Source organism: Nocardia abscessus NBRC 100374 (genome assembly GCF_000308455.1).
Classification (GTDB): domain Bacteria; phylum Actinomycetota; class Actinomycetes; order Mycobacteriales; family Mycobacteriaceae; genus Nocardia; species Nocardia abscessus.
Map to the genome: position 1 here is coordinate 15,207 of NZ_BAFP01000122.1, position 22,362 is coordinate 37,568.

A 22,362-nucleotide genomic window follows, 5' to 3' on the forward strand; every position below is an offset into this window, starting at 1 on the left:
GCCGCCGGGTCACGCGAGTAGACAGTGTCTACTCAATCGGGTAGACATTGTCTACGCACTCGTCTTCTGGAGGTTCCCGTGTGGTATCCGCTGTTCAAGTACGTCTTGCTCGGCCCGGCGCTGCGGCTGCTCGGCAGACCCGCAGTTACCGGGCTGGACAACATCCCGCGCACCGGACCGGTCATCATCGCGGCCAATCACCTCGCCGTGATCGATTCGCTGTATCTCGCGCTGGTCGTCCCGCGACGCGTGACGTTCTTGGCGAAACAGGAGTACTTCACCGGTAAGGGCCTGCGCGGCCGGTTCAACCGGTGGTTCTACTCGGTCTCCGGACAGGTCCCGGTCGATCGGACCGGTGGCAGCGCGGCCGCGGACGCGCTCGCCGCCGCTACCCGCATCCTGGCGGCGGGCGGCGTCTGGGCCATTCATCCCGAGGGCACCCGATCCCCGGACGGGCGGATCTATCGCGGCCGCACCGGCACCTTGCGGGTGGCCATGGCCACCGGCGCGCCGGTCGTCCCGGTGACGCTCGCGGGCACCGACCGGGTGAACCCGCGCGGCAGCCGTCTGCCGCGTTTCGGCAAGGTGCGCATCGAGTTCGGTGCCCCGCGCCGCTACCCGGCGACCGAGCAGCGTCACCTGGTGCGCGCCGCCACCGACGAGCTGATGCGCGAGATGGCCGCGCGCTCGGGCCGGCACTATGTCGATCGCTACGCGGCTACCTTTCGGACGCCCGCGTCCCGGCGCTGACCTGCGCCCCCAGAAAGGGGGTTAACGCGGCACCGCGATGGCGGGATAGTTGGGGGAGGCCGATTCCCGGCGACAGCTGGTGGTTAGGAGATGAACATTGAGCAGGTTCACCGACGAGATGTATGCCACGGCGCGGACCTCCGAGCGCGGACTCGTGACCGGCGAGCCGAGCGCCCCGCTGCGGCGCACCTGGGCCGAAATCCACCGTATCGCTCGACGGATGGCGGGCGGGCTGGCCGCAGCCGGGATCGGGCACGGCGACGCCGTCGGCGTGCTCGCCGGCATGCCGGTCGACATCGCCCCGGCCTGCCAGGCCGTCTGGATGCGCGGCGCGTCGATCACCATGCTGCACCAGCCCACTCCGCGCACCGACCTGGTGGTCTGGGCGCGCGACACCGAGACCGTGCTGACCATGATCGAAGCGCGCGCGGTCGTGCTCGGCGCGCCGTTCGAGGCGGCCGAACCGCTGCTGCGCGAACGCGGCATCACCGTGGTGCGCATCGACCAGCTGCCCGACGGCCCCGACATCGACCCGGTGCCCACCGCCGAGGGCGATATCGCTTTGCAGCAGTTGACCTCCGGTTCGACCGGTTCGCCCAAGGCGGTGCGGATCACGCACGAGAACTTCTTCGTCAACGCCCATGCCATGTTCGACCGGGTGAAATTCCAGCTCGACGACGACGTGATGGTCAGCTGGCTGCCGCTGTTCCATGACATGGGCATGGTCGGATTCCTCAGTGTCCCCATGCAATTCGGCGCCGAAGTGGTATGCGTGACGCCGCTGGACTTCCTCACCAGGCCGCTGCTGTGGGCGGAGCTGATCAGCAAGTACCGCGGAACGGTCACCGCCGCACCCAATTTCGCCTATTCGCTGTTGGCCAGGCGGCTGCGGCAGGCCGACGACGGCGCGTTCGACCTCAGCAGCGTGCGCTACATGTGGAACGGCGCCGAACCGGTGGACCCGGACACCATGGACGCCTTGGCCGCGGCCGGGAAGCGTTTCGGCCTCAACCCCATGGCGCTCACGCCGGTCTACGGCATGGCCGAGACCACGCTCGCGGTATCCATCCCGGATCCCGGCCACGGTCAGGTGCTCGACGTGATCGATGCCGATCTGCTCGAGGCGCTCGGCAAGGCGGTGCCCGTGCCGGAGGAGCACGGCCATCCCGCCAACATCCGCCGTTTGCCCACCCTCGGCTACCTGGTGGACCAGCTGGAGGGCCGGATCGTCGACAGCGAACGGCAACCGCTGCCGACCCGGTCGGTCGGCGTGATCGAATTACGCGGTCCCGCCGTCACTTCCGGGTACGTGACGATGGACGGGTTCCAGCCCGCCCAGGACAACGAGGGCTGGCTGGACACCGGCGACATCGGCTACTTCACCGACGAGGGACTGATCGTGGTGTGCGGCCGGATGAAGGACGTCATCATCATGGGCGGCCGCAACATCTACCCCACCGACATCGAGCGCGCGGCGACCAGGGTGGACGGTGTCCGCCCCGGCAACGCGGTGGCGGTACGGCTGGACGCGGGCCAGAAGCGGGAGAGTTTCGCCGTGGTGGTGGAGAGCGGCAGCCACCAGAACCACGAGGAGGTCAAGCGCATCGAGCGCGAGATCGTGCACGCGGTGTTCGCGGAGGTCGGCGCACGGCCGCGTACCGTCGCCGTGCTCGGGCCGGGCGCACTGCCGAAGACCTCCTCCGGCAAACTGCGCAGGGCCGCGACCGCGATGCATCTGCCCCGGGGCTGACCGTCCCGGCGGGCCGAGCGCGGGTGCGGCTCAGTGCAATTGGTTCTGCGCGGTCTCCAGCCCGACGCGCAGCAGCAGCTCCACCGCGTCGGCGGCCTGCTCGACGATCACCGGGACCTCTTTGCGCTCCGGCGCCGAGAACGGTTTCAGCACGTAGTCGGCCGGGTCCTGGCGGCCCGGCGGGCGGCCGATGCCGATGCGGGTGCGCAGATAGTCCTTGGTGGTCAGGGCGCTGGAGACCGAGCGGAGGCCGTTGTGCCCGCCCTCACCGCCACCGCGCTTGAGCCGGATCGCGCCGAACGGCAGGTCGAGTTCGTCGTGCACGACGATCACCTCGGTCGGCGGCACCGAGAAGAACTTCGCCAGCGCGGCCACCGGCCTGCCGGACACGTTCATGAAAGATCGCGGCTTCGCGATCAGCACCTGGCGCCCGTCCAGCCGCGCTTGCAGCAGGTCGGCGCCGGATTTCTTGTGCACACCGAAACGGCCGCCGACGCGCTCGGCGAGCACGTCGGCGACCAGGAAACCGACATTGTGCCGGGTGCGCTCGTACTCGGGACCGGGGTTACCCAGTCCGACGACGAGCGCGGGCCCGGCGGACGATTCGGTGCTACTCAGCGCTCTCGCCCTCGGCCTCGGCCGCTGCCTCGCCCTCGGTGGGCTCGGCGGCCGGGGCGGCGATGACGTTGACGATCAGGGTCTCGGCATCGACGGCCAGGGTGACACCGGCGGGCAGTTCGAGCGCGCCCGCGGTGATCTGGGTGCCCGCCTCGACGCCCTCGACCGAGACCTCGATGGCCTCGGGCAGCTTCATGGCGTCGGCCTCGATGGAGACGGTGGTGGCCTCCTGGGTGACCAGGGTGCCGGGGGCGGCGTCGCCGGTGATGGCCACGTTCACGTCGGCGGTGACCTTCTCGCCGCGCTTGATGATCAGCAGGTCGGCGTGCTCGATGTAGCGGCGAATCGGGTGCACCACAACGGACTTGGTCAGCGCCAGCTGCTGCTTGCCGTCGATGACGAGGTTGAGCACCGCGTTGGTGCCGTGCTCGCGCAGGATGGCGGCGAAAGCCTGGGCGTTGACCGACAGGTGCTGCGGGTCGGACTGGTGGCCGTACAGCACGGCCGGGACGTTGCCCGAACGACGGGTGCGGCGGGCGGCGCCCTTGCCGAACTCGGTGCGTACGGATGCTTCGAGAAGGTTGACGTCGGACATGACTGGATCTACTCCTACGGCTCTTCCGGGCTGGCAATTACACGTCAGGGGTTCGGCACACCTGACGGGGTGGTCTACTCGTCGGGGCGAAGACCGAACGAGGACGGCCGGAAGCCGCGCCGCGTCGATCACGGTGTCGCAAACTTGGTCTGCGGTCACCCTCGCCGAGACAACCCGAACACCATACCTCAGCGCACGAGCGCTCTTTGAATCGGGTGGTCACCCGCGGTTCGGCTCGCGCTCGGGCGCGTCGCGTACGCTGGCGGGGTTGCCGATCGGTCATCTGCGAAAGGTTGTCTTGCGTTGAGCGCCTCCCCTGAGGGTGTTGTCGCGCCCGCACCCCGCGGGTTACCCGCCGAGGTAGCCCGCCGGCGCACGTTCGCGGTGATCTCCCATCCCGACGCGGGCAAGTCCACGCTCACCGAGGCGCTCGCCCTGCACGCCAGGATGATCTCCGAGGCGGGCGCGATCCACGGCAAGGCCGGGCGCAAGTCCACCGTCTCGGACTGGATGGAGATGGAGAAGGCGCGCGGCATCTCGGTCAGCTCCACCGCGCTGCAGTTCAACTACCGCGCCGCGGGCTCCGACGTCGACCACGTGATCAACCTGGTCGACACCCCCGGCCACTCCGATTTCTCCGAGGACACCTACCGGGTACTCACCGCCGTCGACGCCGCGGTGATGCTGATCGATGCCGCCAAGGGCCTCGAGCCGCAGACCCTGAAGCTGTTCCAGGTGTGCAGGCACCGCGGCATCCCGGTGATCACCGTGATCAACAAGTGGGACCGGCCGGGCCGGGCGCCGCTGGAGCTGCTCGACGAGATCGATGAGCGGATCGGCCTCACCCCCACCCCGCTGTTCCTGCCGGTCGGCATCGCGGGAGACTTCCGCGGCCTCCTGCGCCGCGGCCCGGACGGCGCCCCGCTGGAATACATCCACTTCACCCGTACCGCGGGCGGCGCGACCATCGCACCGGAGGAGTCGCTCACGCCCGAGGCGGCCGAGGCGCGCGAAGGCGAGCCGTGGAACACCGCCGCGGAGGAGAGCGAGCTGCTCTCGGCCACCGGCCAGGACCACGATCAGGAACTGTTCCTCGCCGGGCAGACCTCACCGGTCATCTACGCCTCCGCGATGCTGAACTTCGGCGTGCGGCAACTGCTGGAAACGCTGGTCGCGCTCGCTCCGCCGCCGGGGCCGCGGCGTGACGTCGAGGGCAAGCCGAGGGAGACCGGCGAGCCGTTCAGCGCGGTGGTGTTCAAGGTGCAGGCCGGTATGGACGCCGCACACCGGGACCGCCTGGCCTTCATGCGGATCGTGTCCGGTGAGTTCGAACGCGGCATGGTGGTCACCCACGCGCAGACCGGGCGGCCGTTCGCCACGAAGTACGCGCTGACCGTGTTCGGCCGCGAACGCGCCACCGTCGACACCGCCTACCCGGGTGACGTCGTCGGCCTGGTCAACGCGACGGCCCTGGCGCCGGGCCACACGCTGTTCGTGGACAAGAAGGTGGAATTCCCGCCGATCCCGTCGTTCGCGCCGGAGCATTTCGCCGTGCTGCGGGCGCGGTCCGCGGGCAAGTACAAGCAGTTCCGCAAGGCCGTCGACCAGCTCGATTCCGAGGGCGTGGTGCAGGTGCTGCGCAACGACATCCGTGGCGACGCCTCCCCCGTCCTGGCGGCCGTCGGCCCGATGCAGTTCGAGGTGGTCACCGCGCGCATGCTGACGGAGTTCAACGTCGAGACCACCATGGAGCACCTCGGCTACACGCTGGCCCGGCGCACCGATGCCGCGTCGGCGGAGGAACTCGGGCGCCAGCGGGGCGTGGAGGTGTTCACCCGCTCAGACGGTGCGCTGCTCGCGCTGTTCAGCGACAAATGGCGGCTGCAATACATCGAGAAGGAGCACCCGGCGCTCACCTTGGAGCCCCTGGTCGCCACCGCCGACTGAGTCAGCCGGCCTCGGACTCCGGCCGCATCGGCGCAGCGCCGGGGTCGCGCTCGACCGAGGAGATGCCGTCTTCTTTGGCGATCAGGCCCCAGCGGCTGGAGGTCAGGCGCAGGCTGGGCAGGTCGCTGAGCGAGAGCACCACCTCGTAGGTGCGTTCGTAGCCGGTGTGCGAGATCCGCCAACGGCCGTCGTCGCAGCGGACGTAGCGGTCGGTGTAGAAGGCCGCCCCGCGCAGCAGCATGTTGTGGCCCGGAATGAGGACCGTGTCGGCGAGATACCAGGTGCCGTCGGCCGTGTCGCCGTCCACATCGATCTCGGGATGATCGCAGCGGTGCTCGGTGATCACGTGCGGCCCGAGCGTGTTGCGCATGAACGCGATGAACGCCTCGCGCGATTCGAACTGGAGATATTCGCTGTATGTCGCGGTCGCCTCGGGGATCATGGTGTCCGCGAACTCGTCCCATGATTTGGTGTCGAGGGTGCGCAGATACCGGTACTTCAGCCGGGAGATCGCCGCGACGTCGTCCACCTCCCGCTCCTGGCCGCCCCCCGGGCGCGGATCGCCGCGCACCTGGCCGAAGTCGATCGGTCCCGCGTCGAAGCGCAACCGGCCGCCACCGGCGCGCCGGTCGTCCTGTTCCCGTTCACCGGTGGGCGTCGCCCGCTGGCCGCGCCCCGGCCCCGAACCGCCCGGATCGACGTCCCGCTCTTCCTGCTCCGGTACGCCGGAATCGATGTCCACCCCGCCGCGCCCTTGCCGGCCCGGAGGGAATTCCGGGTCGTCGCGCTGCTGACCACCGGAGCCCGTACCCCGGTCACTACGCACTTGCCCAGCGATGCCCAAACCTGGGTCGCCGCGCCCCTGCCCGCCGGTTCGCTGATCCATACCCTCAACAATCCCATCCCGGAGGCCGGATTGGGAGAGTTGTATCAGATTGCTATCACGGCGTAGGGAAACATGCCGGCGAAGATCAACTCGGGCGTCAGGATCCGATCGTGAAGCAGGTGCGGCAGAAGTCCTCGCCGAACTCGGTCAGTCGGAGACTCTTGCGCACGATCTTCGGCGCCCGGCCCGCTTTCTTCAGCGCCGCCTCCACCACGGGCTGCACCTCGAGCACCATGTACCGGCTCAACACCACCGGATCGTCCGAGGTCAGCGTCAGCCCGAGGCGGTTGAGGTTGATCAGATAGGAGCGCGACCGGTCCGGGTAGCGCACTCCCGCCTGATCGGGCACCGAGGTGAGATCGCCCTGCACCAGTTCCGAGCCGATCCCCAGCGGGCGGTTGGTGCGCACGTCGACCGACGGCTGCGGGCCGTTGAGCGCCATGAAGCGCAGGATGCGCGCCTCGTCGGGCGCGAGCTCGTCGAGGATGCGGTCGTAGGCCGGGTGTACGTCCTCGGTGAAGTAGACGTCGGCGGACCTGGCCAGCAGCGCGTCACCGCGGCGGCGCAGTTCCTCGCTGGTGGCCGAGCGGAAGTAGGAGCCGACCGGCAGCGTCTGCTGCGAGGCGGGGCCGTTGGAGGTCGGGACATAGCTGACGATCTCCCGGACCGAGCCCTCGGTGACGCCGAGCGCGCTGCGGGCGATAGAGCGCAACGCGTTTCCGGTCCGCTCGGCGATCTCGGCCGAGGACTCCCCGTCCAGCGCGGCCTGGGTGATCTCCTTGGTGACCTCGTAGGTCGTGCCGACCGCCCACTGGCTTCCGCGCACGACGGTGCCCGCGGCCAGGCCTGCCGCTCGGAACACGCCGCGGATCAGCCGGGCCTCGTTGCTGATCTGCCGCTGTTCGACATCCGAACTGCGCTCGACGGCGCGGGGACCTGGCCTGGCCACATCCTGTCCGGTCCTGTCGTCTGCCACGTTTTCTCCGATATCGCCGGGGGAACGAATCCGCTCCACAGATTACTTCCCCTTGTGTCGTGGGTCATTCGCACCGCCTGACTCGGACAGTCCGACCGGCACGCGGCGCACAATAAGGTTTCTTTGCCGAGGGGGTGCTAGTTTTGGGTGCCGGTGAGGCGGCGAGCACCGGTGTATCGGCAGGAGGGTGTCGTGTTAGAGAGCGTATTCGGAATCCACCCCACGATCCTCCTCGAGCTCGTGACGATACCGCTTTTCACCGGCGTGATCGGCTACATCACCAACTGGACCGGCGTGCTCATGCTGTTCAAGCCGGTCGCCTTCCACGGCGTCCGAGTTCCCGGTCTGCGCGCACTGTATCCGTTCCTTCCCAAGCGAATTCAAGTTCTTCCCCTGCTGAGCTACGACGGCCGATTCGGCTGGCAGGGCATCGTCCCCTCCCGTGCGGACAAGATGGCCAGCATCGCGGTCGACAAGGGCCTGGCCAAACTGGGCAGCGTCGCCGATTTCTACCGGGAACTGGAGCCGGACAAGCTGGCCGAGCATCTGGCGAGCATCGCCGACGAGCAGATCAAGGACATCGTCGAGGACATCCTGCGCCGCGAGCATCCCCAGCTCTGGTACAACCTGCCCGCCCAGGTGCGCGACATGGTGCACGCCCGGGTGCGCCAGCAACTGCCGGAGATCCTGCGCGAGCTGACCGAGGAATTGGGCGCGAATATCGATCAGCTGCTCGATGTGAAGCAGATGGTGATCCGCTACTTCCAGGCCCGGCCGCATCTGCTCAACACGCTGTTCCAGGTGCTCGGCGCGAAGGAACTGCGATTCATGCAGAACTTCGGTTTCTACTTCGGCGCGCCGATGGGCGTGGTGCTGGTCGCCGCCCTGCATCTGACCGGATGGTCCAGCCTGGTCGTGCTGCCGCTCGGCGGCGTGATCATCGGCTGGGTGGTCAACTGGATCGGCATCAATATGATCTTCGCGCCCGCCTATCCGAAGTGGTGGGTTCCGTGGCGGCAGGGCCTGCTGATCAAACGCAAGTCCGAAATCACCGACGGCTACGCGGAATTGGTTTCCAGTCAGGTGATCACCGTGGCGAATATCGGTGACGAGTTGCTCAACGGCCCGCGCTCGGATCGCACCATGCAGATGCTGGAGGACACGCTGCGCCCCGCCGCCGACCGCGCGCTCGGCCCGGCGCGTCCCGCCGTCAAGTTCATGCTCGGCAGCCGCGAATACGACTCGTTGCAATCGACGTTCACCAGCGAAGCGATGGCCATCGCGCCGATCGCGTTCGCCGACCCGGAGTTCAACGTCCGTCAGGGCAGGCAGATCAACGAATACATCGCCAGGCAGATGGCGATGTTGTCGCCGCCGGACTTCGTCGACATGTTGCGCGCGGCCATCAAGCAGGATGAATGGCTCCTTTTCGTCCATGGCGGCGTGTTGGGGCTCTTCGCCGGATACGCTCATATCCTGATCTTCGGAACGGGAGTGGCGACATCATGGCTGTAGCGGGTCCGGACGGCGGCGATATCGAGGCCGTCGAGCACCTCGACGCGGCGGCGGCGAATGCCGAGCCATCGCAGGAGATCGCCCGGCGGCCGGCTTCGGACATCGCTCGCACCGACGAATTATCCAGACGGGTAACGGTTCCCGTGGCCACCGTGCGTGCCGCGACGGGCGTCGCCCGGGTCGCGTGGACCGCCGTCACCGGGGTGACCTCCTGGGGTGTCGGCACCGCGGTCGGGGTCACCTCGACCGTCGTGCGGCGCAGCATCGAGGGAGCGCCGCCGCGAGAGGTGTTGGCCGAGGCCGAGTCCGAGGTTCGCGACGCGATGCGCAAAGCGCTCGGTATTCCGGTCGCGGGGGAACCGACCGCGCAGGACGCCGTGCCGACGCTGCGTGAGCAGGGCGCCGCGCTGCTGCGATTGTCGGCCAGCCCGCACGGCGAGGACGACAACCACCCGGCCTTCGCGGGCATGCTGGCCGAGCTGACCCCGGACGAGGCGCGCATCCTGCGTTTCCTGCATCTGGACGGGCCGCAGCCCTCGATCGACATCCGCACCGGGCGCCCGCGCGCACTGGGCTCCGAACGCCTCGGCTCGATGCTCACGCTGATCGGCGAGCACGCCGGCCTGCGCTTCCCGAACCGGATCCAGCAGTACCTGATCAACCTGCGCAGGCTCGGCCTGGTCGAGCACGCGCGCGAGCCGGTCGGCAATCCGAACCGGTACCAACTGCTGGAGGCGCAGTCACCGGTGCGGGAGATGCTGAAGCGGTCCGGCTTCGGCACCAAGGTGATCTATCGCAGCGTGGTGCTCACCGACTTCGGCGCGGACTTCGTGCGCACCTGCCTGCCGGTGGTGGTGCAGGACGGACGGGCCTCGGGGCACTAGGTTCCCCAGCCCCGCAGCGCGAGTTCGGCCACCTGCTCCAACTCGGCCCGGCTCGCGCCGTCCCGCGCTGCCTGGGACATGCCCTGCATCACCGTGCCGACGTAGCGGGCCTGCGTGCGCGCGTCCAGATGGTGCGGCAGGACCCCCGCGGCGATGTCGGCCTGGATGCGTGCGGCGAACGCGTCGATATTCCGATTGCGCATGTCGCGTAGCAGGTCGGCGATCTCGGCGGTGGTGGTGTTGACGCCCGCGCTGTTCACCAGGCAGCCATGCGGGCAATCCGGCCGGGTGTACTCCGTCGCCGCCTCGCGCAGGATGCGCCGCACGGCCGCGTCGGCAGTGCGCTCCTCGGCGAGCGCCCGCGCGACGAATCCGCCGTAGCGCGCGCCGAAATTCGCGACGACCTCGGCGAACAGTGTCTTCTTGTCCCCGAACGCCGCGTACAGACTGGGCGCGCCGATACCCATCGCCGCGGTCAGATCACCGATCGACGTGGCCTCGTACCCGCGCTCCCAGAACAACCGCATCGCCTTGTCCAGCGCCGCGCCCCGGTCGAAGGAACGGGGCCGCCCGCGGGTCGTGGTCATGGCTCAATTTTATAGCGCTCACTAGAGAATGTGCTAACTTCCTTTCTGTAGTGACCGCTAGAGAAAGGGGCCCGCGATGGGCGCACTGACGGGCAAAACGGCATTGGTGACCGGAAGCAGCCGGGGCATCGGCCGGGCGATAGCCGAACGGCTGGGGCGCGACGGCGCGCGCGTCGCGGTTCACTACAACGCCGACGAACAGGCGGCGAAAGCCACCGTCGCCGCGATCGAGGCAGCGGGCGGCGCGGCGTTCGCGATCCGCGCCGAACTGGGCGTGCCGGGTGACGCCGAGGCGCTGTGGGCGGCCTTCGACGCGCATGCCGACGGACTGGACATCCTGGTGAACAACGCGGGCACCGATGGCCTCCGGGAGCCGATCTCCGGGACCGACGAAGCGGCGTTCGACCGCGTCTTCGCGATCAACGCGAAGGCGCCCTTCTTCGTCACCCGGCTCGGCCTGGACCGGTTGCGCACCGGCGGCCGGATCGTCAACATCTCCACCGGGCTGACCCACGGCGCGTACATGCCGCAGCTGATCGCCTACACCATGACCAAAGCCGCGATCGACAGTTTCACCAGCGTGCTCGCCAAAGAGGTCGGCGCACGCGGCATCACTGTAAACGCGGTGGCGCCCGGCATCATCGACACCGATATGAACGCCGGCTGGCTGCGCAACGCCGAGACCCAGGCGGCGGTGGCGGCGATGTCACCGCTCGACCGCGTGGGTCAGCCCGCGGACGTGGCCGACGTCGTCGGGTTCCTCGCCTCCGACGAGTCGCGGTGGGTGACCGGGCAGTGGATCGACGCCACCGGCGGCGGGCTGCTCTGACACGCCGGGAATGCTCCGCCCGCGCCCGCTCCTCTTCGGCGCCTACGGACCGGCGTCGCCCGGCGACTCCCATTAGGCTTGTGCACCGTGCTGTCAGTAGTGCCGAGTCCCGTGACCGTGCGGGCGCCGTCGAAGGTGAACCTCCATCTCGGAGTGGGCGACCTGCGTGCCGACGGCTACCACGACCTGACCACGGTGTTCCAAGCACTGTCCCTGAGCGACGATCTGGAGATCTCCCCGTCCGGTTCGCTGGCCGTGCGGGTCACCGGAGAGGGCGCCGCGGAAGTGCCGACCGACCGGACGAACCTCGTATGGAAAGCGGCGGTCCGGCTCGCGCACCTGGGCGGCCGCGCTCCCCTGGTGGAAATCGCCATCGCCAAAGGTATTCCGGTGGCCGGGGGCATGGCGGGCGGCAGCGCCGACGCCGCCGCCGCGCTGGTCGGGTTGAACGAGCTGTGGGACCTGGGCCTGTCCAGGGAGGAACTCGGCGCGGTGGCCGCCGAACTCGGCAGCGATGTGCCGTTCGCGCTGCACGGCGGCACCGCGCTCGGCACCGGTCGCGGTGAGCGGCTGCTGCCGGTGCTGTCGCGCAATTCGTTTCACTGGGTGCTCGCCTTCGCCAAGGGCGGCCTGTCCACGCCCGCGGTGTTCGCCGAACTCGACCGGTTGCGCGAGCACGGCGACCCGCCTCGGCTCGGCGAGCCCCAGCAGCTGATGCAGGCGCTGGCCTCCGGGGACCCGCGGCAGCTCGCGCCCCTGCTCGGCAACGATCTCCAGGCGGCGGCGCTGTCGCTGAAGCCGGAACTGCGCCGCACGTTGCGGGCGGGCGTGACCGCGGGCGCGCTGGCCGGGCTGGTGTCCGGCTCCGGGCCCACGTGCGCGTTCCTCTGCGAGAGCGAGGAATCGGCGATCTCGGTGGCCGCCGAACTCGCGGGCGCGGGCGTGTGCCGCAGCGTGCGGACGGCCAGCGGGCCCGTGCCGGGTGCGCGCATCCTCAGCGGCGACCCATCCGGGAAGCACTGACCGCCGGGGCGAACGCTGCACGGCGGCGACATGCAGCGCGGCGGCGCGAACGGGAGTCCGTTCGCGGTCCCCGCGCCTCTCGGCGCGCGGGCCGTCCGCCCGTGGTCGCGGCCTGCTCGCCGCTCGGACATCGAACCCGCGCACCGGTGGTCTACAGCGTTGTTCAGGAAAGCACGTCGGCGAGCCGGTCGACCTGATCGGCATCGCGGCCGTAGCAGTAGAGCATCACCTCGTCCGCGCCGAGATCGGCGAATTCGGCGACGGTCGTGCGGATCTGCGCGGGCGTGCTGAGCATTCCGGCGACAATGCCGTCGGTGTAGCCGCTGAACGCGTAGTAGGCGCCCATCGATGCGCGGGCGTCCTCGATCACCTCGTCGGGGCCGAGGGCCACGTTGACCTGGGCGACGATTCTCGGCGCACCCGACCGGCCGTTGTCCGTCCAGGAGCGGCGCACGGTGTCGAAAAGCTTGCCCGCCCAGGAGGGCGGGGCGGCGGCGAGGAACCCTCCGCCGCACCGGCCGACGCGTTCGAGTGCGGCCGGCTGGAAGCCGCCGAACAGGATTTCTGGTCCTTCCGGTCGCAGCGGCGCGGGGCCGATCGGCCCGCACTCGTCGCTGAAGGGCTGCCCGGACCACAGGCGGCGCATGAGGGCGATCTGCTCGTCGAGGCGGCGGCCCCGAGTACGCAGGTCGGTGCCCGAGGCGAGATGGTCGTCGGCGCGGCCGCCGACGCCGAGGCCGAGCACCAGGCGGCCGCCGGACATGCGGTCCAGCGTGGCGACCTGCTTGGCGAGCAGCACCGGGTCGCGCAGCGGCGCGAGCAGCACTTCGGTCTGGACATTGACGCGAGTGGTGGCACCGGCGATCGTGGCCAGCGCGATGAGCGGTTCGGGATTGTCGTAGACCAGCCGGTCCAGCAGGCCGAGCGTGCGGAACGGGCCCGCGTCGGCGCGCCGAGCCCAGTCGAGCAGGGCGGCGGGATCGGAAATGGGCAGGCCGAGGCCGACGTGCATGGGAATCCTCCAGAGGACAAGCGGAATGGGAACGGTGGCCGCCCGCCGACACCTCGATGCGAGGCGGGCGTCCCACTCTGCGGCTGTACTTCTGGGGAGCGCCGATTCGGTTTCATGGAACGAACAGTGTTCGTTCGACACGAATCTAAACGAACAACGTTCGTCCCGCAAGCCTGCCCGCTGTTCGCCGGAACGAGGGCCGCTCGGCCCCGGTCGGTACGCTGACTCGGGGCGATCATCGGACCGCCTCCGCAAGACACGGAAGGATCCATGTCCAACCTGATCAATCTCGAACAGGTCCACAAGAGCTTCGGGATCAAGCCGCTGCTGGACAACGTCTCGCTCGGCGTGCACGCGGGCGAACGGATCGGTGTCGTCGGCCTGAACGGCGGCGGCAAGACCACCCTGCTCGAGGTGCTCACCGGCATCGAGGAACCGGACAGCGGCCGGGTCAGCCGGATCGGCGGCCTGCGCATGGCCGTGGTAACCCAGCGCGGCGTGCTGCCCGCGGGCGCGACGGTCGGTTCGGTGGTGCTGGCGGGCCTGGCCGACGACGCCATGACCGACGAGGTCGCCGAGCACGAATGGGCCGCCGACCCGCGGATCCGGTCGGTGATGGACGGTATCGGCATCGCGGATCTGGGCATGGACACCCTGGTGGACAACCTCTCCGGCGGCGAACGCCGCCGGGTCGCGCTCGCCGCCGCGCTGGTGCGCGACCTCGACCTGCTGGTGCTGGACGAGCCGACCAACCACCTGGACGTGGAGGGCGTGCAGTGGCTGGCCGAGCACCTGCTCGACCGCCGCAGCGCCCTGGTCGTGGTGACGCACGATCGCTGGTTCCTGGACACCGTCGCCACCAACACCTGGGAAGTGGTCGGCGGCAAGGTCGAAAGCTACGAGGGCGGTTACGGCGACTGGATCTTCGCCCGCGCCGAGCGTGCCCGTCAGGCGGACGCGAGCGAGGCCAGGCGGCGCAACCTGGCCCGCAAGGAACTGGCCTGGCTGCGGCGCGGCCCGCAGGCGCGCACGTCCAAGCCGCGCTACCGGGTCGAAGCCGCCGAAGCCCTGATCGCCGACGTGCCACCGCCGCGCGACAGCGTCTCGCTGGCCGCCTTCGCGCGCAAGCGCCTCGGCCGCATGGTCGTCGAGCTGGAGGACGCCACGCTCACCACCCCGGATGGCCGGGAGCTGGTGCGGGACCTGACCTGGCGGCTGGCGCCGGGCGAGCGCGTCGGCCTGGTGGGCGTCAACGGCTCGGGCAAGACGACGCTGCTGCGCGCGCTGGCCGGAGACACCGGTCCGAACGGTTCGGCACTCGCCGCGGGCAAGCGCGTCCAAGGCCAGACCGTGCAGATCGGCTGGTTGCGCCAGGAACTCGACGACCTGCCGACCCAGCTGCGCGTGCTGGAGGCGGTGCAGCAGGTCGCCCAGCGAATCATGCTGGGCGACAAGGAAGTCTCGGCAGGACAGCTGGCCGAGCGACTCGGCTTCACACCCGCCCGCCAGCGCACGCCGGTCGGCGACCTGTCCGGCGGCGAACGACGGCGTCTGCAACTGACCCGCATCCTCATGTCCGAGCCGAACGTGCTGCTGCTCGACGAGCCGACCAACGACCTGGACATCGATACCTTGCAACAGCTGGAGGACCTGCTCGACAACTGGGCGGGCACGCTGGTCGTGATCAGCCACGACCGGTACCTCATCGAGCGGATCTGCGACTCGACCTGGGCGCTGTTCGGCGACGGCAAACTCACGAATCTGCCCGGCGGCATCGAGGAGTATCTCGCCGAACGCGCGACCCTCACCGCGAGCCGCACGCGCGCCGCGGCCCCCGAGGCCAAGCCCGCCGACGCCCCCGCCACCGACTCCGCGGCCTACCGCGCGGCCCGCAAAGAGCTGACCCGCCTGGAACGCGCCATCGACAAGCTGTCCGAGCGCGAGCAGCGCTTGCACACCGCGCTGGCCGACGCGGCCACCGACCCGGACAAGCTGGTCACTCTGGGCGCGGAGCTCAAGCAGGTGCTCGCGGAGAAGGAGACGGCCGAAGAGCGCTGGCTGGAACTGGCCGACGGCGTGTGAGCCGCGCCGTCGGTCGCTGCCACGCCACCCTTGCACACCAATACCCGTAGGGGGTATGTTTCCCCTGTCGGGTTACCCCGGTTCGTATGAGAATCTGGATGCGAAGGAGTCGGACATGCCCACTACCACCTACACCGTCACGGGGATGACCTGCGGGCACTGCGTCAGCTCCGTCAAGACCGAGATCGGCAAGATCGACGGTGTGACCAGCGTCGACGTCGACCTCGCCAGCGGCGCGGTCCGGGTCGACAGCACCGCGCCGATCGCCGAGGCCGACATCGTCGCCGCCGTCGACGAAGCCGGTTACGAAGTCGCCGTCTGACCCGGCCTTCGCGCACCAGCGCGGCTCCGCGCACCGGCCGATGCCGATGCGCGGAGCCGCTGCTTTATGGGCAGCACTACGCCTGGGCCGCCAACCGGACGAAGGCGGCGGTGTCGAGCGTTTCACCGCGCGCGGTGGGGGCGATGCCCGCGGCGAGCAGGCGGCGCTCCGCTTCGGCGGGCGACCCGGCCCAGCCGGCGAGCGCCGCGCGAAGGGTTTTGCGGCGCTGCGCGAAGGCGGCGTCGACGACCTCGAAGACGCGGCGGCGGTGCCCGGCGTCCATCGGCCACGGCGGCTGGTCGAAGCGATCGATCCGGACCAGACCCGACTCGACCCGTGGCACCGGCCAGAACACCTGGGTGCCGACCGCGCCCGCACGCCGGACGGTGCCGAAGAAACCCGCCTTCACACTGGGGACGCCGTAGGTGCGGTTGCCCGGCTCGGCGGCGAGCCGATCGGCCACCTCGGCCTGCACCATCACCAAAGCGACCGCGATGCCGGGCAATTCGGCGAGCAGATGCAGCAGCACCGGCACCGCCACGTTGTACGGGAGATTGGCCACCAGCGCGGTGGGTTCGGCGGGCAGGTCCGCGGCCGCGACCCGCAGCGCGTCCGCCTCGACCACCGACAGACGCTGCGCCAGCTCCGGCGCTCGGTCGGCGACGGTTGCCGGAAGATGCCCCGCCAGCACGGGATCGATCTCGACCGCGACCACCGAGTCCACCACGTCCAGCAGCGCGAGGGTCAGCGAACCGAGACCGGGCCCGACCTCCAGCACCACGTCCCCGCGCCCCACCCCGGCGGCCGCGACGATCCGGCGCACCGTGTTCGCGTCGTGCACGAAGTTCTGACCGAGCTGCTTGGTCGGCCGCACGCCGAATCGCTCGGCCAGTACCCGCACCTCGGCGGGCCCGAGCAGGGCCGCGCTCCCACGAGCGGAGATTTCAGGTTCGGACACCTCGAGAATCTATCAACCGCGCCGCGGCGGCCCCCGGGTCCGGTGAACGTCAGCTGATGCCGAGCCGGCCGGTGCACGCCGGCCAGGCGCCCCAGCCCTGCCGCTGCCGGGTGATCTCCGCGATGGCGATCTGCTCTTCCCTGGTGGCCAGATCGGCGCGCGGCGCGTACCGCAGGCCGCCTTGGCGCTCCCAAGTGCCCTGGTCGAACTGCACGCCCCCGTAATAACCGTTGCCGGTGTTGATCGACCAGTTGCCGGTGGACTCACAGCGGGCCAGCGCGTCCCAGATCGCGCTGTCGCGTACGGGCGGCACCTCGGTGCCCGGCTTGGCACCCTTGCGGACGGTCTTCGGCTGCGCCGCCACGGTCACCGTGGAACCGACGGCCTGACGGTCCACTTCCTGGCCGTTGACCATGGTGACCGCGAACGTGACGTTCTGCACGCCGGGCGCGCCGGGCGATTCCACCACCGTGCGGCTCATGTTCAGAGTCGGGTCCTCGATGACGTTCTCCGGCGGATCCAGCGGCAACGTCTCGGTGTGCTGTTCGACCCGCTTGCGCGTCACCGTGACGCGCAGACCGTTCGTCAGCGGCGTGGACGCGGCGGGCTCCACGGTGTCCTGCTCGACCAGCGGGATACCGGACACCTCGAGGAATTTGCCGACGGTGGGGGCGGCGGCGCGCACGTCCACCGGATTGCCGATCCCGTCGACCAGCGAGACCGTGCGCGGTGTCGCGATCAGCAGCGTGGCGCCCTGCAGCGGGAGCCGCTCGTCGCGGGTGGGCGAGACGTAGACCTCTTTCGGGATCTTCAGCTGCTCGAGCGCCTCCCCCGCGGTCACGCCGGTGGTCCACACCTTCTGCGTCATCCCGTCGACGGACAGATCGACTTCGCGGGCGCGGTTGAGCGTGATGGTCGCGCCGTCTGTGATGTGCGCGGCCAGGGCGGGCGCCACCTTGTCCCGGTCGGTCACGGCGAAGCCCGCGGCCTTCAGGACACCGCGTACGTCACGCGACATGGTCGTCTGGAACAGCTTCTCGCCGTCCACGACGACGGCCACCGTCTTGCGGTTCACGATCGCGAGCCCGGCGCCGACGATCAGCGTCAGCAGCAGCGCGGCGACCGCGATATACAGCAGCGGCGAACGCGACTGGTTGATCCGCGTGAAGGGGGACATGGTCACAGCACGATAACGAGGGAGCCGGGCGCCGACAACAGCAAGCTCAGGAACAGGGCCTTTTCAATATCACGATCAAATATCGACCCCGCAGGTAAATCACAAAACGGAACGGCAAATGTGACATAGCACACATTTCGCATAGCCCGGCATATTGCGGGCATCCGTTGTGGCCCTCGGGTACGCGCGCACCCGGCTCAGATGCGGTAGACCCGGCGCGCGTTGGCGGTGGTGATCTTCGCCAACTCCACCGGATCCTGCCCGCGCAATCCGGCCAGCGCGCGCACGGTGTACGGCAGGCAGTACGGCTCGTTCGGCGCGCCGCGGAACGGGTGCGGGGTCAGATACGGCGCGTCCGTCTCGACCAGGATCTGATCGTCGGGCACGACCTTGGCCGCTTCCCGCAGCTCGTGCGCGTTCTTGAAGCTCACGGTGCCCGAGAAACTCAGCACGTAACCCTCGGCCACACACGACAGCGCCATGTTGGTGTCCGAGGAGAAGCAGTGGAAGATCACGGTGTCCGGCGCGCCCTCGTCCAGCAGCACCGTCAGCAAGTCGTGATCGGCCTCGCGGTTGTGGATCATGAGCGGCTTGCGGATGCGCTTGGCCAGGTCGATGTGCCAGCGAAACCCCTCGATCTGCGTCTCGATGTCGGCGCAACCCTCCAGCTTGCCCGGCCAGTAGTAGTCCAGACCGGTCTCGCCGACGGCGACCACCCGCGGGTCGTCGGCCAATCGCTCCAGCTCGGCCTTCGCCTCGTCGTCGAGCGCGTTCGCCCTGGTCGGGTGCAGCGCGACGGCGGCGAACACCCGATCGTCCCAGTGCGCGGCCCGCACCGCCCACCGAGCGGCGGCCAGGTCGTCGGCGACGGTGACCACCCGGCCGACCCCGACCGAAGCGGCGCGGTCCACGATCGCCGCGGTGGACGCCGCGTCGGTCGCCCCGCAGGCGTCCAGGTGGGTGTGCGCGTCCACGATCGGCGACAGCGGCTCGGGCAACTCCGGCGCGGGACGTCCGGCGCTCATCGGCGGCCACCACGCGGCACGGACCACACGGTCCGCGAATCGGCGACGGGCATATTCACGCGAGCGACAGAATGCACGCGCATTACAGTAGACACACCATGAGCGAAGCTGACCGCCCCGCCTTCTACATCACCACGGCCATCGCCTATCCGAACGGCGCGCCGCACATCGGGCATGCGTACGAGTACATCTCGGCCGACGCCATCGCCCGTTTCAAGCGCCTCGATGGCTACGACGTGTTCTTCATGACCGGCACCGACGAGCACGGCCAGAAGATGCAGCAGGCCGCGGCCGCCGAGGGCATCCCGGTGGAAGAGCTCGCGGCCCGCAACTCCGATGTGTTCGAGGCGCTGGACAAGACGCTCGACATCTCCCTCGACCGGTTCATCCGCACGACCGACGAGGACCACCACGCCGCCTGCGTCGCCATCTGGGAGCGGATGCTGGCCAGCGGCGACATCTACCTGGGCAACTACTCGGGCTGGTACTCGGTGCGGGACGAGGCGTTCTACACCGACGAGGAGACCACGGTGCTGGAGGACGGCACCCGCGTCTCCACCGAGTCCAGGACGCCGGTCACCTGGACCGAGGAGTCGAACTACTTCTTCCGGCTGTCGGCCTACCAGGACAAGCTGCTGGCGCTGTATGAGGAGCATCCGGAATTCATCGCGCCCGCCACCCGGCGCAACGAGATCGTCAGCTACGTGAAGGCGGGTCTGAAGGACCTGTCCATCTCGCGCACCACCTTCGACTGGGGTGTCCCGGTGCCCGACCATCCCGACCACGTCATGTACGTGTGGGTGGACGCGCTGACCAACTACATCACCGGCGTCGGCTTCCCGGACACCGAGTCCGAGGCGTTCGGCAGGTTCTGGCCCGCCGACGTGCACATCATCGGCAAGGACATCACCCGGTTCCACACGGTGTACTGGCCCGCGTTCCTGTTGTCGGCCGGCGTGGAGCTGCCGAAACGCGTGTTCGTGCACGGGTTCCTGTACAACAAGGGCGAGAAGATGTCCAAGTCGGTCGGCAACGTGGTCGACCCGCTGGAACTGGTCGAGAACTACGGCTTGGACGCGGTGCGCTTCTTCCTGCTGCGCGAGATCTCCTACGGCCAGGACGGCAGCTACAGCCACGAGGCCATCGTGAGCCGGATCAACAGCGACCTGGCCAACGAGTTCGGCAACCTCGTGCAGCGCAGCACCAAGCTGGTCGCGCGGGACTGCGGCGGCGCGGTGCCGACGCCAGGCGTGTTCACCGACGACGACCGAGCCCTGCTCGACCTGGCGGGCGGCCTGCTGGAGCGCTGCCGCGCCGAATTCGACGCGCAGCAGATGCATCTGGCGCTGGAGGCGATCTGGCTGACGCTGGGCGAGACGAATCGGTACTTCTCCGCGCAGGCTCCGTGGGCGCTGGCGAAGTCCGGCACGCCGGAGGATGTCGCCCGCGAGGCGACCGTGCTGTACGTGACGCTGGAGGTGCTGCGCATCGTCGCGATCCTGGTGCAGCCGGTGCTGCCGGGGTCGGCCGGCCGCATCCTCGACCAGCTGGGGCAACAGCACAGGACTTTCGCCGACATCGCGACACCGATCGAGCCCGGCCTGGCGTTGCCCGCGCCGGAACCGGTGTTCCCCAAGTACGTCGAACCGAAGGAATGACCCGTCCGGCCCGCCGCGCGGCGGGCCGGAACCATAAGGCGCACAATGCTTTCGCCGTCTTGCGTCCCGGGCTACCCAGGGGTGGGCCGTACCTGCCTTTCCGTCGTGGAATGCGTTGTCGGATAATGAAACACCGGTTCGCGGCCCTGCGACGCCCGGACCGTGTGCGATCGGTACGACGACGCTGCCGTTCGGGATCGGTTCCGGCACAGAGAGGGCACACATGGGCCAGCAGCACGCGACGGCATCCGCTCAGCGGTCCGGCTTCGCCGAGCGGCATCGGGCGGCACGCGAAGCCGTGCTCACGTCGCAGCGCGGCAGGCTGGTCGAGGCGATGGTGGAGTCGGTGGACACCAAGGGTTATCCGGCGACCACGCTCACCGACATCGTCGGCCGCGCGCGGGTTTCGCGCACTACCTTCTACGACCATTTCGCCAACAAGGAAGAGTGCTTCGCCGAGGCGGTGCACACCGGTGTCGACATCATGGCGACCCGGATCGCGGACGAACTCGCCCAGCTGCCGTCGGACGCCGACGCCTACGCGAAGATCGAGTCCATCGTGGTCACCTTCTGCCGGACCGTCGCCACCGAGCCGGATTTCGCCCGGCTGGTTCTGGTGGAGTCGTTCAAGGTGAACCAGGCCGCCGTCGGCTACCGCGACCTCGCCGTCGACCGCTTCGCCCAGCTGTATCGGATCTTCTACGACCAGGCTCGCGCGGCGGACCCGACGCTGCCGGAGGTCTCCGACGGGCTGATCGCCCTGATCCCGGACGCGATCGGCGAGCGGACGCGACGGGTCATCATCTCCGACGGACCCGCGCGGGTGCCGGATATGGCGCCGCTCTTCGTCCAGTTCGTCATGACCGCCCTGGGGCTATCCGTTCCCTCCTGAACACCGCGACAGCGTTCCGGCCGCGACTGCCGTAGGGCCTTTCACCGTGGGCGGCCGGTACCCCACCGGGTGGTCCGGTAGGGCACCGGCCGCGTCTCACTTCCAGCGGCCGAGCAGGGTCTCGATCTCCTTGGTCAGCACGGCCTGCAGGAAGGGGCCGAAGGTGATCCGCGCGACGCCCTGATCGGCGAGAGCCGCCTTGTCGGCCTGATCCGGCGCCACGGTGGCGCTGATCGGCAGCGGCAGTTCGCCGGTCAGGCGGCGCATGTCGGCCTCGGCGTGGCGGCCCACCGGGAACAGCACGTCCGCGCCCGCCTCGGCGGCCAGCTTCAGTCGCTCGATGGCGCGGTCGAGGCGATCGGCGTCGTCGCCGTCCCGGCGCAGGAACAGGTCGGTGCGCGCGTTGATCACCAAGTGCACGCCCGCCGCGTCGGCAGCCTTGCGCAGGCCGTGCACGAGGTCGGCGTGCTCCTGCGCCGCGCGCAGGCGCCTGCCCTCGCTGTGCACGGTGTCCTCGATGTTCAGCCCGATCGCGCCCGCTTCCAGCAGCCCGTCGATCAGCCGCGCGGGCTCCTGCCCGTAGCCCGACTCGATGTCGACCGACACCGGGACGTCCACGGCCGCTGTGATCTGCCGCACCCGGGTCATCGACTCGTCGAACGTCATCTGCTCCCCGTCCCCGCGGCCGATCGAGTCGGCCAGCGGATGACTGCCGACCGTCAAGGCCGAAAAGCCCGCCGCCACGGCGACTTTCGCGGACCAGGCATCCCACACCGTCGGGAAGACGCCCGGATTCCCCGGCACGTGCAATCCGAGAAACGTCGTGGCCTTGCTCTCCAGAGAAGTCATACCGCTGATCATGCCCGTCGCACCACC

General features: G+C 69.4%; 21 protein-coding genes. 11 read left to right on the plus strand and 10 right to left on the minus strand.

Annotation, left to right across the window (positions count from 1 at the left end; translation table 11 throughout):
• Window positions 1-78 precede the first annotated feature (78 nt).
• Window positions 79-750, plus strand: coding sequence for a lysophospholipid acyltransferase family protein (locus tag ON19_RS25055; RefSeq protein WP_043697809.1), 672 nt, complete (start codon window positions 79-81; stop codon window positions 748-750).
• A 97-nt stretch (window positions 751-847) separates the two neighbouring features.
• Entirely contained in the window at window positions 848-2,500 is a 1,653-nt protein-coding gene (locus tag ON19_RS25060) for a fatty acyl-AMP ligase (RefSeq protein WP_043697812.1), read from the plus strand.
• 30 nt (window positions 2,501-2,530) lie between these two features.
• Here ON19_RS25060 and pth read toward each other — a convergent pair whose 3' ends face one another.
• Entirely contained in the window at window positions 2,531-3,118 is a 588-nt protein-coding gene (gene pth / locus ON19_RS25065; RefSeq protein WP_043697814.1) for an aminoacyl-tRNA hydrolase, read from the minus strand.
• The gene (locus ON19_RS25070) at window positions 3,111-3,713 is read right to left on the minus strand and encodes a 50S ribosomal protein L25/general stress protein Ctc (protein WP_043697816.1); all 603 of its coding nucleotides are present in this window, start codon (window positions 3,711-3,713) and stop codon (window positions 3,111-3,113) included. Before ON19_RS25070 ends, pth begins: the two co-directional genes overlap by 8 nt.
• Window positions 3,714-4,016: 303 nt before the next feature.
• Between ON19_RS25070 and ON19_RS25075 the strand changes: the two genes are divergently transcribed.
• Window positions 4,017-5,660, plus strand: a complete 1,644-nt coding sequence (locus ON19_RS25075) for a peptide chain release factor 3 (RefSeq protein ID WP_043697819.1) — start codon at window positions 4,017-4,019, stop codon at window positions 5,658-5,660.
• A 1-nt stretch (window position 5,661) separates the two neighbouring features.
• On the opposite strand, the gene ON19_RS25080 is transcribed toward ON19_RS25075, so the two are convergent.
• Window positions 5,662-6,189, minus strand: a complete 528-nt coding sequence (locus tag ON19_RS25080) for a nuclear transport factor 2 family protein (protein WP_043697876.1) — start codon at window positions 6,187-6,189, stop codon at window positions 5,662-5,664.
• 454 nt (window positions 6,190-6,643) lie between these two features.
• A complete protein-coding gene (locus ON19_RS43965) occupies window positions 6,644-7,522 on the minus strand; it encodes an Abi-alpha family protein (protein ID WP_083899617.1) in 879 nt (292 codons plus the stop codon).
• A gap of 192 nt (window positions 7,523-7,714) precedes the next feature.
• Here ON19_RS43965 and ON19_RS25095 point away from each other — a divergent pair, with 192 nt between their 5' ends.
• A complete protein-coding gene (locus ON19_RS25095) occupies window positions 7,715-9,037 on the plus strand; it encodes a DUF445 domain-containing protein (protein WP_051169284.1) in 1,323 nt (440 codons plus the stop codon).
• Window positions 9,028-9,921: an Abi-alpha family protein gene (locus ON19_RS25100; protein WP_043697825.1), complete on the plus strand. Its 894-nt coding sequence runs from the start codon at window positions 9,028-9,030 to the stop codon at window positions 9,919-9,921. The genes ON19_RS25095 and ON19_RS25100 overlap by 10 nt, the downstream gene beginning before the upstream one ends.
• On the opposite strand, the gene ON19_RS25105 is transcribed toward ON19_RS25100, so the two are convergent.
• The gene (locus tag ON19_RS25105) at window positions 9,918-10,508 is read right to left on the minus strand and encodes a TetR/AcrR family transcriptional regulator (protein ID WP_043697828.1); all 591 of its coding nucleotides are present in this window, start codon (window positions 10,506-10,508) and stop codon (window positions 9,918-9,920) included. The two genes, ON19_RS25100 and ON19_RS25105, sit on opposite strands and share 4 nt — an antisense overlap.
• A 76-nt stretch (window positions 10,509-10,584) precedes the next feature.
• Here ON19_RS25105 and ON19_RS25110 point away from each other — a divergent pair, with 76 nt between their 5' ends.
• Together ON19_RS25110 and ON19_RS25115 are read left to right on the plus strand one after the other, a co-directional pair.
• On the plus strand, window positions 10,585-11,337 hold the full coding sequence (locus ON19_RS25110; RefSeq protein ID WP_043697830.1) for an SDR family oxidoreductase: 753 nt from the start codon (window positions 10,585-10,587) through the stop codon (window positions 11,335-11,337).
• A gap of 87 nt (window positions 11,338-11,424) precedes the next feature.
• A complete protein-coding gene (locus ON19_RS25115) occupies window positions 11,425-12,360 on the plus strand; it encodes a 4-(cytidine 5'-diphospho)-2-C-methyl-D-erythritol kinase (protein ID WP_043697884.1) in 936 nt (311 codons plus the stop codon).
• Between the two features lie 163 nt (window positions 12,361-12,523).
• On the opposite strand, the gene ON19_RS25120 is transcribed toward ON19_RS25115, so the two are convergent.
• On the minus strand, window positions 12,524-13,372 hold the full coding sequence (locus ON19_RS25120) for an LLM class flavin-dependent oxidoreductase (RefSeq protein ID WP_043697833.1): 849 nt from the start codon (window positions 13,370-13,372) through the stop codon (window positions 12,524-12,526).
• Between the two features lie 270 nt (window positions 13,373-13,642).
• On the opposite strand from ON19_RS25120, the gene ON19_RS25125 reads away from it, so the two are divergent.
• Both ON19_RS25125 and ON19_RS25130 read left to right on the plus strand, forming a co-directional pair.
• Complete coding sequence (locus ON19_RS25125) at window positions 13,643-15,454, plus strand: ABC-F family ATP-binding cassette domain-containing protein (RefSeq protein ID WP_043697835.1); 1,812 nt, start codon at window positions 13,643-13,645, stop codon at window positions 15,452-15,454.
• Between the two features lie 115 nt (window positions 15,455-15,569).
• On the plus strand, window positions 15,570-15,776 hold the full coding sequence (locus ON19_RS25130; protein WP_043697887.1) for a heavy-metal-associated domain-containing protein: 207 nt from the start codon (window positions 15,570-15,572) through the stop codon (window positions 15,774-15,776).
• Window positions 15,777-15,852: 76 nt separating this feature from the next.
• Here ON19_RS25130 and rsmA read toward each other — a convergent pair whose 3' ends face one another.
• The 3 genes from rsmA to ON19_RS25145 all read right to left on the minus strand — a co-directional run bounded on the left by rsmA (window position 15,853) and on the right by ON19_RS25145 (window position 18,936).
• Window positions 15,853-16,734, minus strand: a complete 882-nt coding sequence (gene rsmA / locus ON19_RS25135) for a 16S rRNA (adenine(1518)-N(6)/adenine(1519)-N(6))-dimethyltransferase RsmA (RefSeq protein WP_043697837.1) — start codon at window positions 16,732-16,734, stop codon at window positions 15,853-15,855.
• A 49-nt stretch (window positions 16,735-16,783) separates the two neighbouring features.
• Window positions 16,784-17,911 (minus strand): resuscitation-promoting factor, encoded by a 1,128-nt coding sequence (locus ON19_RS44415; RefSeq protein ID WP_043697890.1) that lies wholly within the window; start codon window positions 17,909-17,911, stop codon window positions 16,784-16,786.
• Window positions 17,912-18,108: 197 nt separating this feature from the next.
• Entirely contained in the window at window positions 18,109-18,936 is an 828-nt protein-coding gene (locus tag ON19_RS25145; RefSeq protein ID WP_043697839.1) for a TatD family hydrolase, read from the minus strand.
• 71 nt (window positions 18,937-19,007) lie between these two features.
• Here ON19_RS25145 and metG point away from each other — a divergent pair, with 71 nt between their 5' ends.
• Entirely contained in the window at window positions 19,008-20,594 is a 1,587-nt protein-coding gene (gene metG / locus ON19_RS25150; RefSeq protein WP_043697842.1) for a methionine--tRNA ligase, read from the plus strand.
• A gap of 223 nt (window positions 20,595-20,817) precedes the next feature.
• Window positions 20,818-21,486, plus strand: coding sequence for a TetR/AcrR family transcriptional regulator (locus ON19_RS25155; RefSeq protein WP_043697845.1), 669 nt, complete (start codon window positions 20,818-20,820; stop codon window positions 21,484-21,486).
• A 96-nt stretch (window positions 21,487-21,582) separates the two neighbouring features.
• Here the strand turns inward: ON19_RS25155 and ON19_RS25160 are convergent, their stop codons facing one another.
• Window positions 21,583-22,335, minus strand: coding sequence for an isocitrate lyase/PEP mutase family protein (locus ON19_RS25160; RefSeq protein WP_043697893.1), 753 nt, complete (start codon window positions 22,333-22,335; stop codon window positions 21,583-21,585).
• Between the last annotated feature and the right edge of the window lie 27 nt (window positions 22,336-22,362).

Excerpts from the sequence above, each read along its gene's own strand:
- ON19_RS25070 (WP_043697816.1), bottom strand. The coding sequence starts at position 3,713 with ATGTCCGACGTCAACCTTCTCGAAGCATCCGTACGCACCGAGTTCGGC.
- ON19_RS25100 (WP_043697825.1), top strand. The coding sequence starts at position 9,028 with ATGGCTGTAGCGGGTCCGGACGGCGGCGATATCGAGGCCGTCGAGCAC.
- ON19_RS25105 (WP_043697828.1), bottom strand. The coding sequence starts at position 10,508 with ATGACCACGACCCGCGGGCGGCCCCGTTCCTTCGACCGGGGCGCGGCG.
- ON19_RS25110 (WP_043697830.1), top strand. The coding sequence starts at position 10,585 with ATGGGCGCACTGACGGGCAAAACGGCATTGGTGACCGGAAGCAGCCGG.
- ON19_RS25120 (WP_043697833.1), bottom strand. The coding sequence starts at position 13,372 with ATGCACGTCGGCCTCGGCCTGCCCATTTCCGATCCCGCCGCCCTGCTC.
- ON19_RS25125 (WP_043697835.1), top strand. The coding sequence starts at position 13,643 with ATGTCCAACCTGATCAATCTCGAACAGGTCCACAAGAGCTTCGGGATC.
- ON19_RS25130 (WP_043697887.1), top strand. The coding sequence starts at position 15,570 with ATGCCCACTACCACCTACACCGTCACGGGGATGACCTGCGGGCACTGC.
- ON19_RS44415 (WP_043697890.1), bottom strand. The coding sequence starts at position 17,911 with ATGTCCCCCTTCACGCGGATCAACCAGTCGCGTTCGCCGCTGCTGTAT.
- ON19_RS25145 (WP_043697839.1), bottom strand. The coding sequence starts at position 18,936 with ATGAGCGCCGGACGTCCCGCGCCGGAGTTGCCCGAGCCGCTGTCGCCG.
- metG (WP_043697842.1), top strand. The coding sequence starts at position 19,008 with ATGCACGCGCATTACAGTAGACACACCATGAGCGAAGCTGACCGCCCC.
- ON19_RS25155 (WP_043697845.1), top strand. The coding sequence starts at position 20,818 with ATGGGCCAGCAGCACGCGACGGCATCCGCTCAGCGGTCCGGCTTCGCC.
- ON19_RS25160 (WP_043697893.1), bottom strand. The coding sequence starts at position 22,335 with ATGACTTCTCTGGAGAGCAAGGCCACGACGTTTCTCGGATTGCACGTG.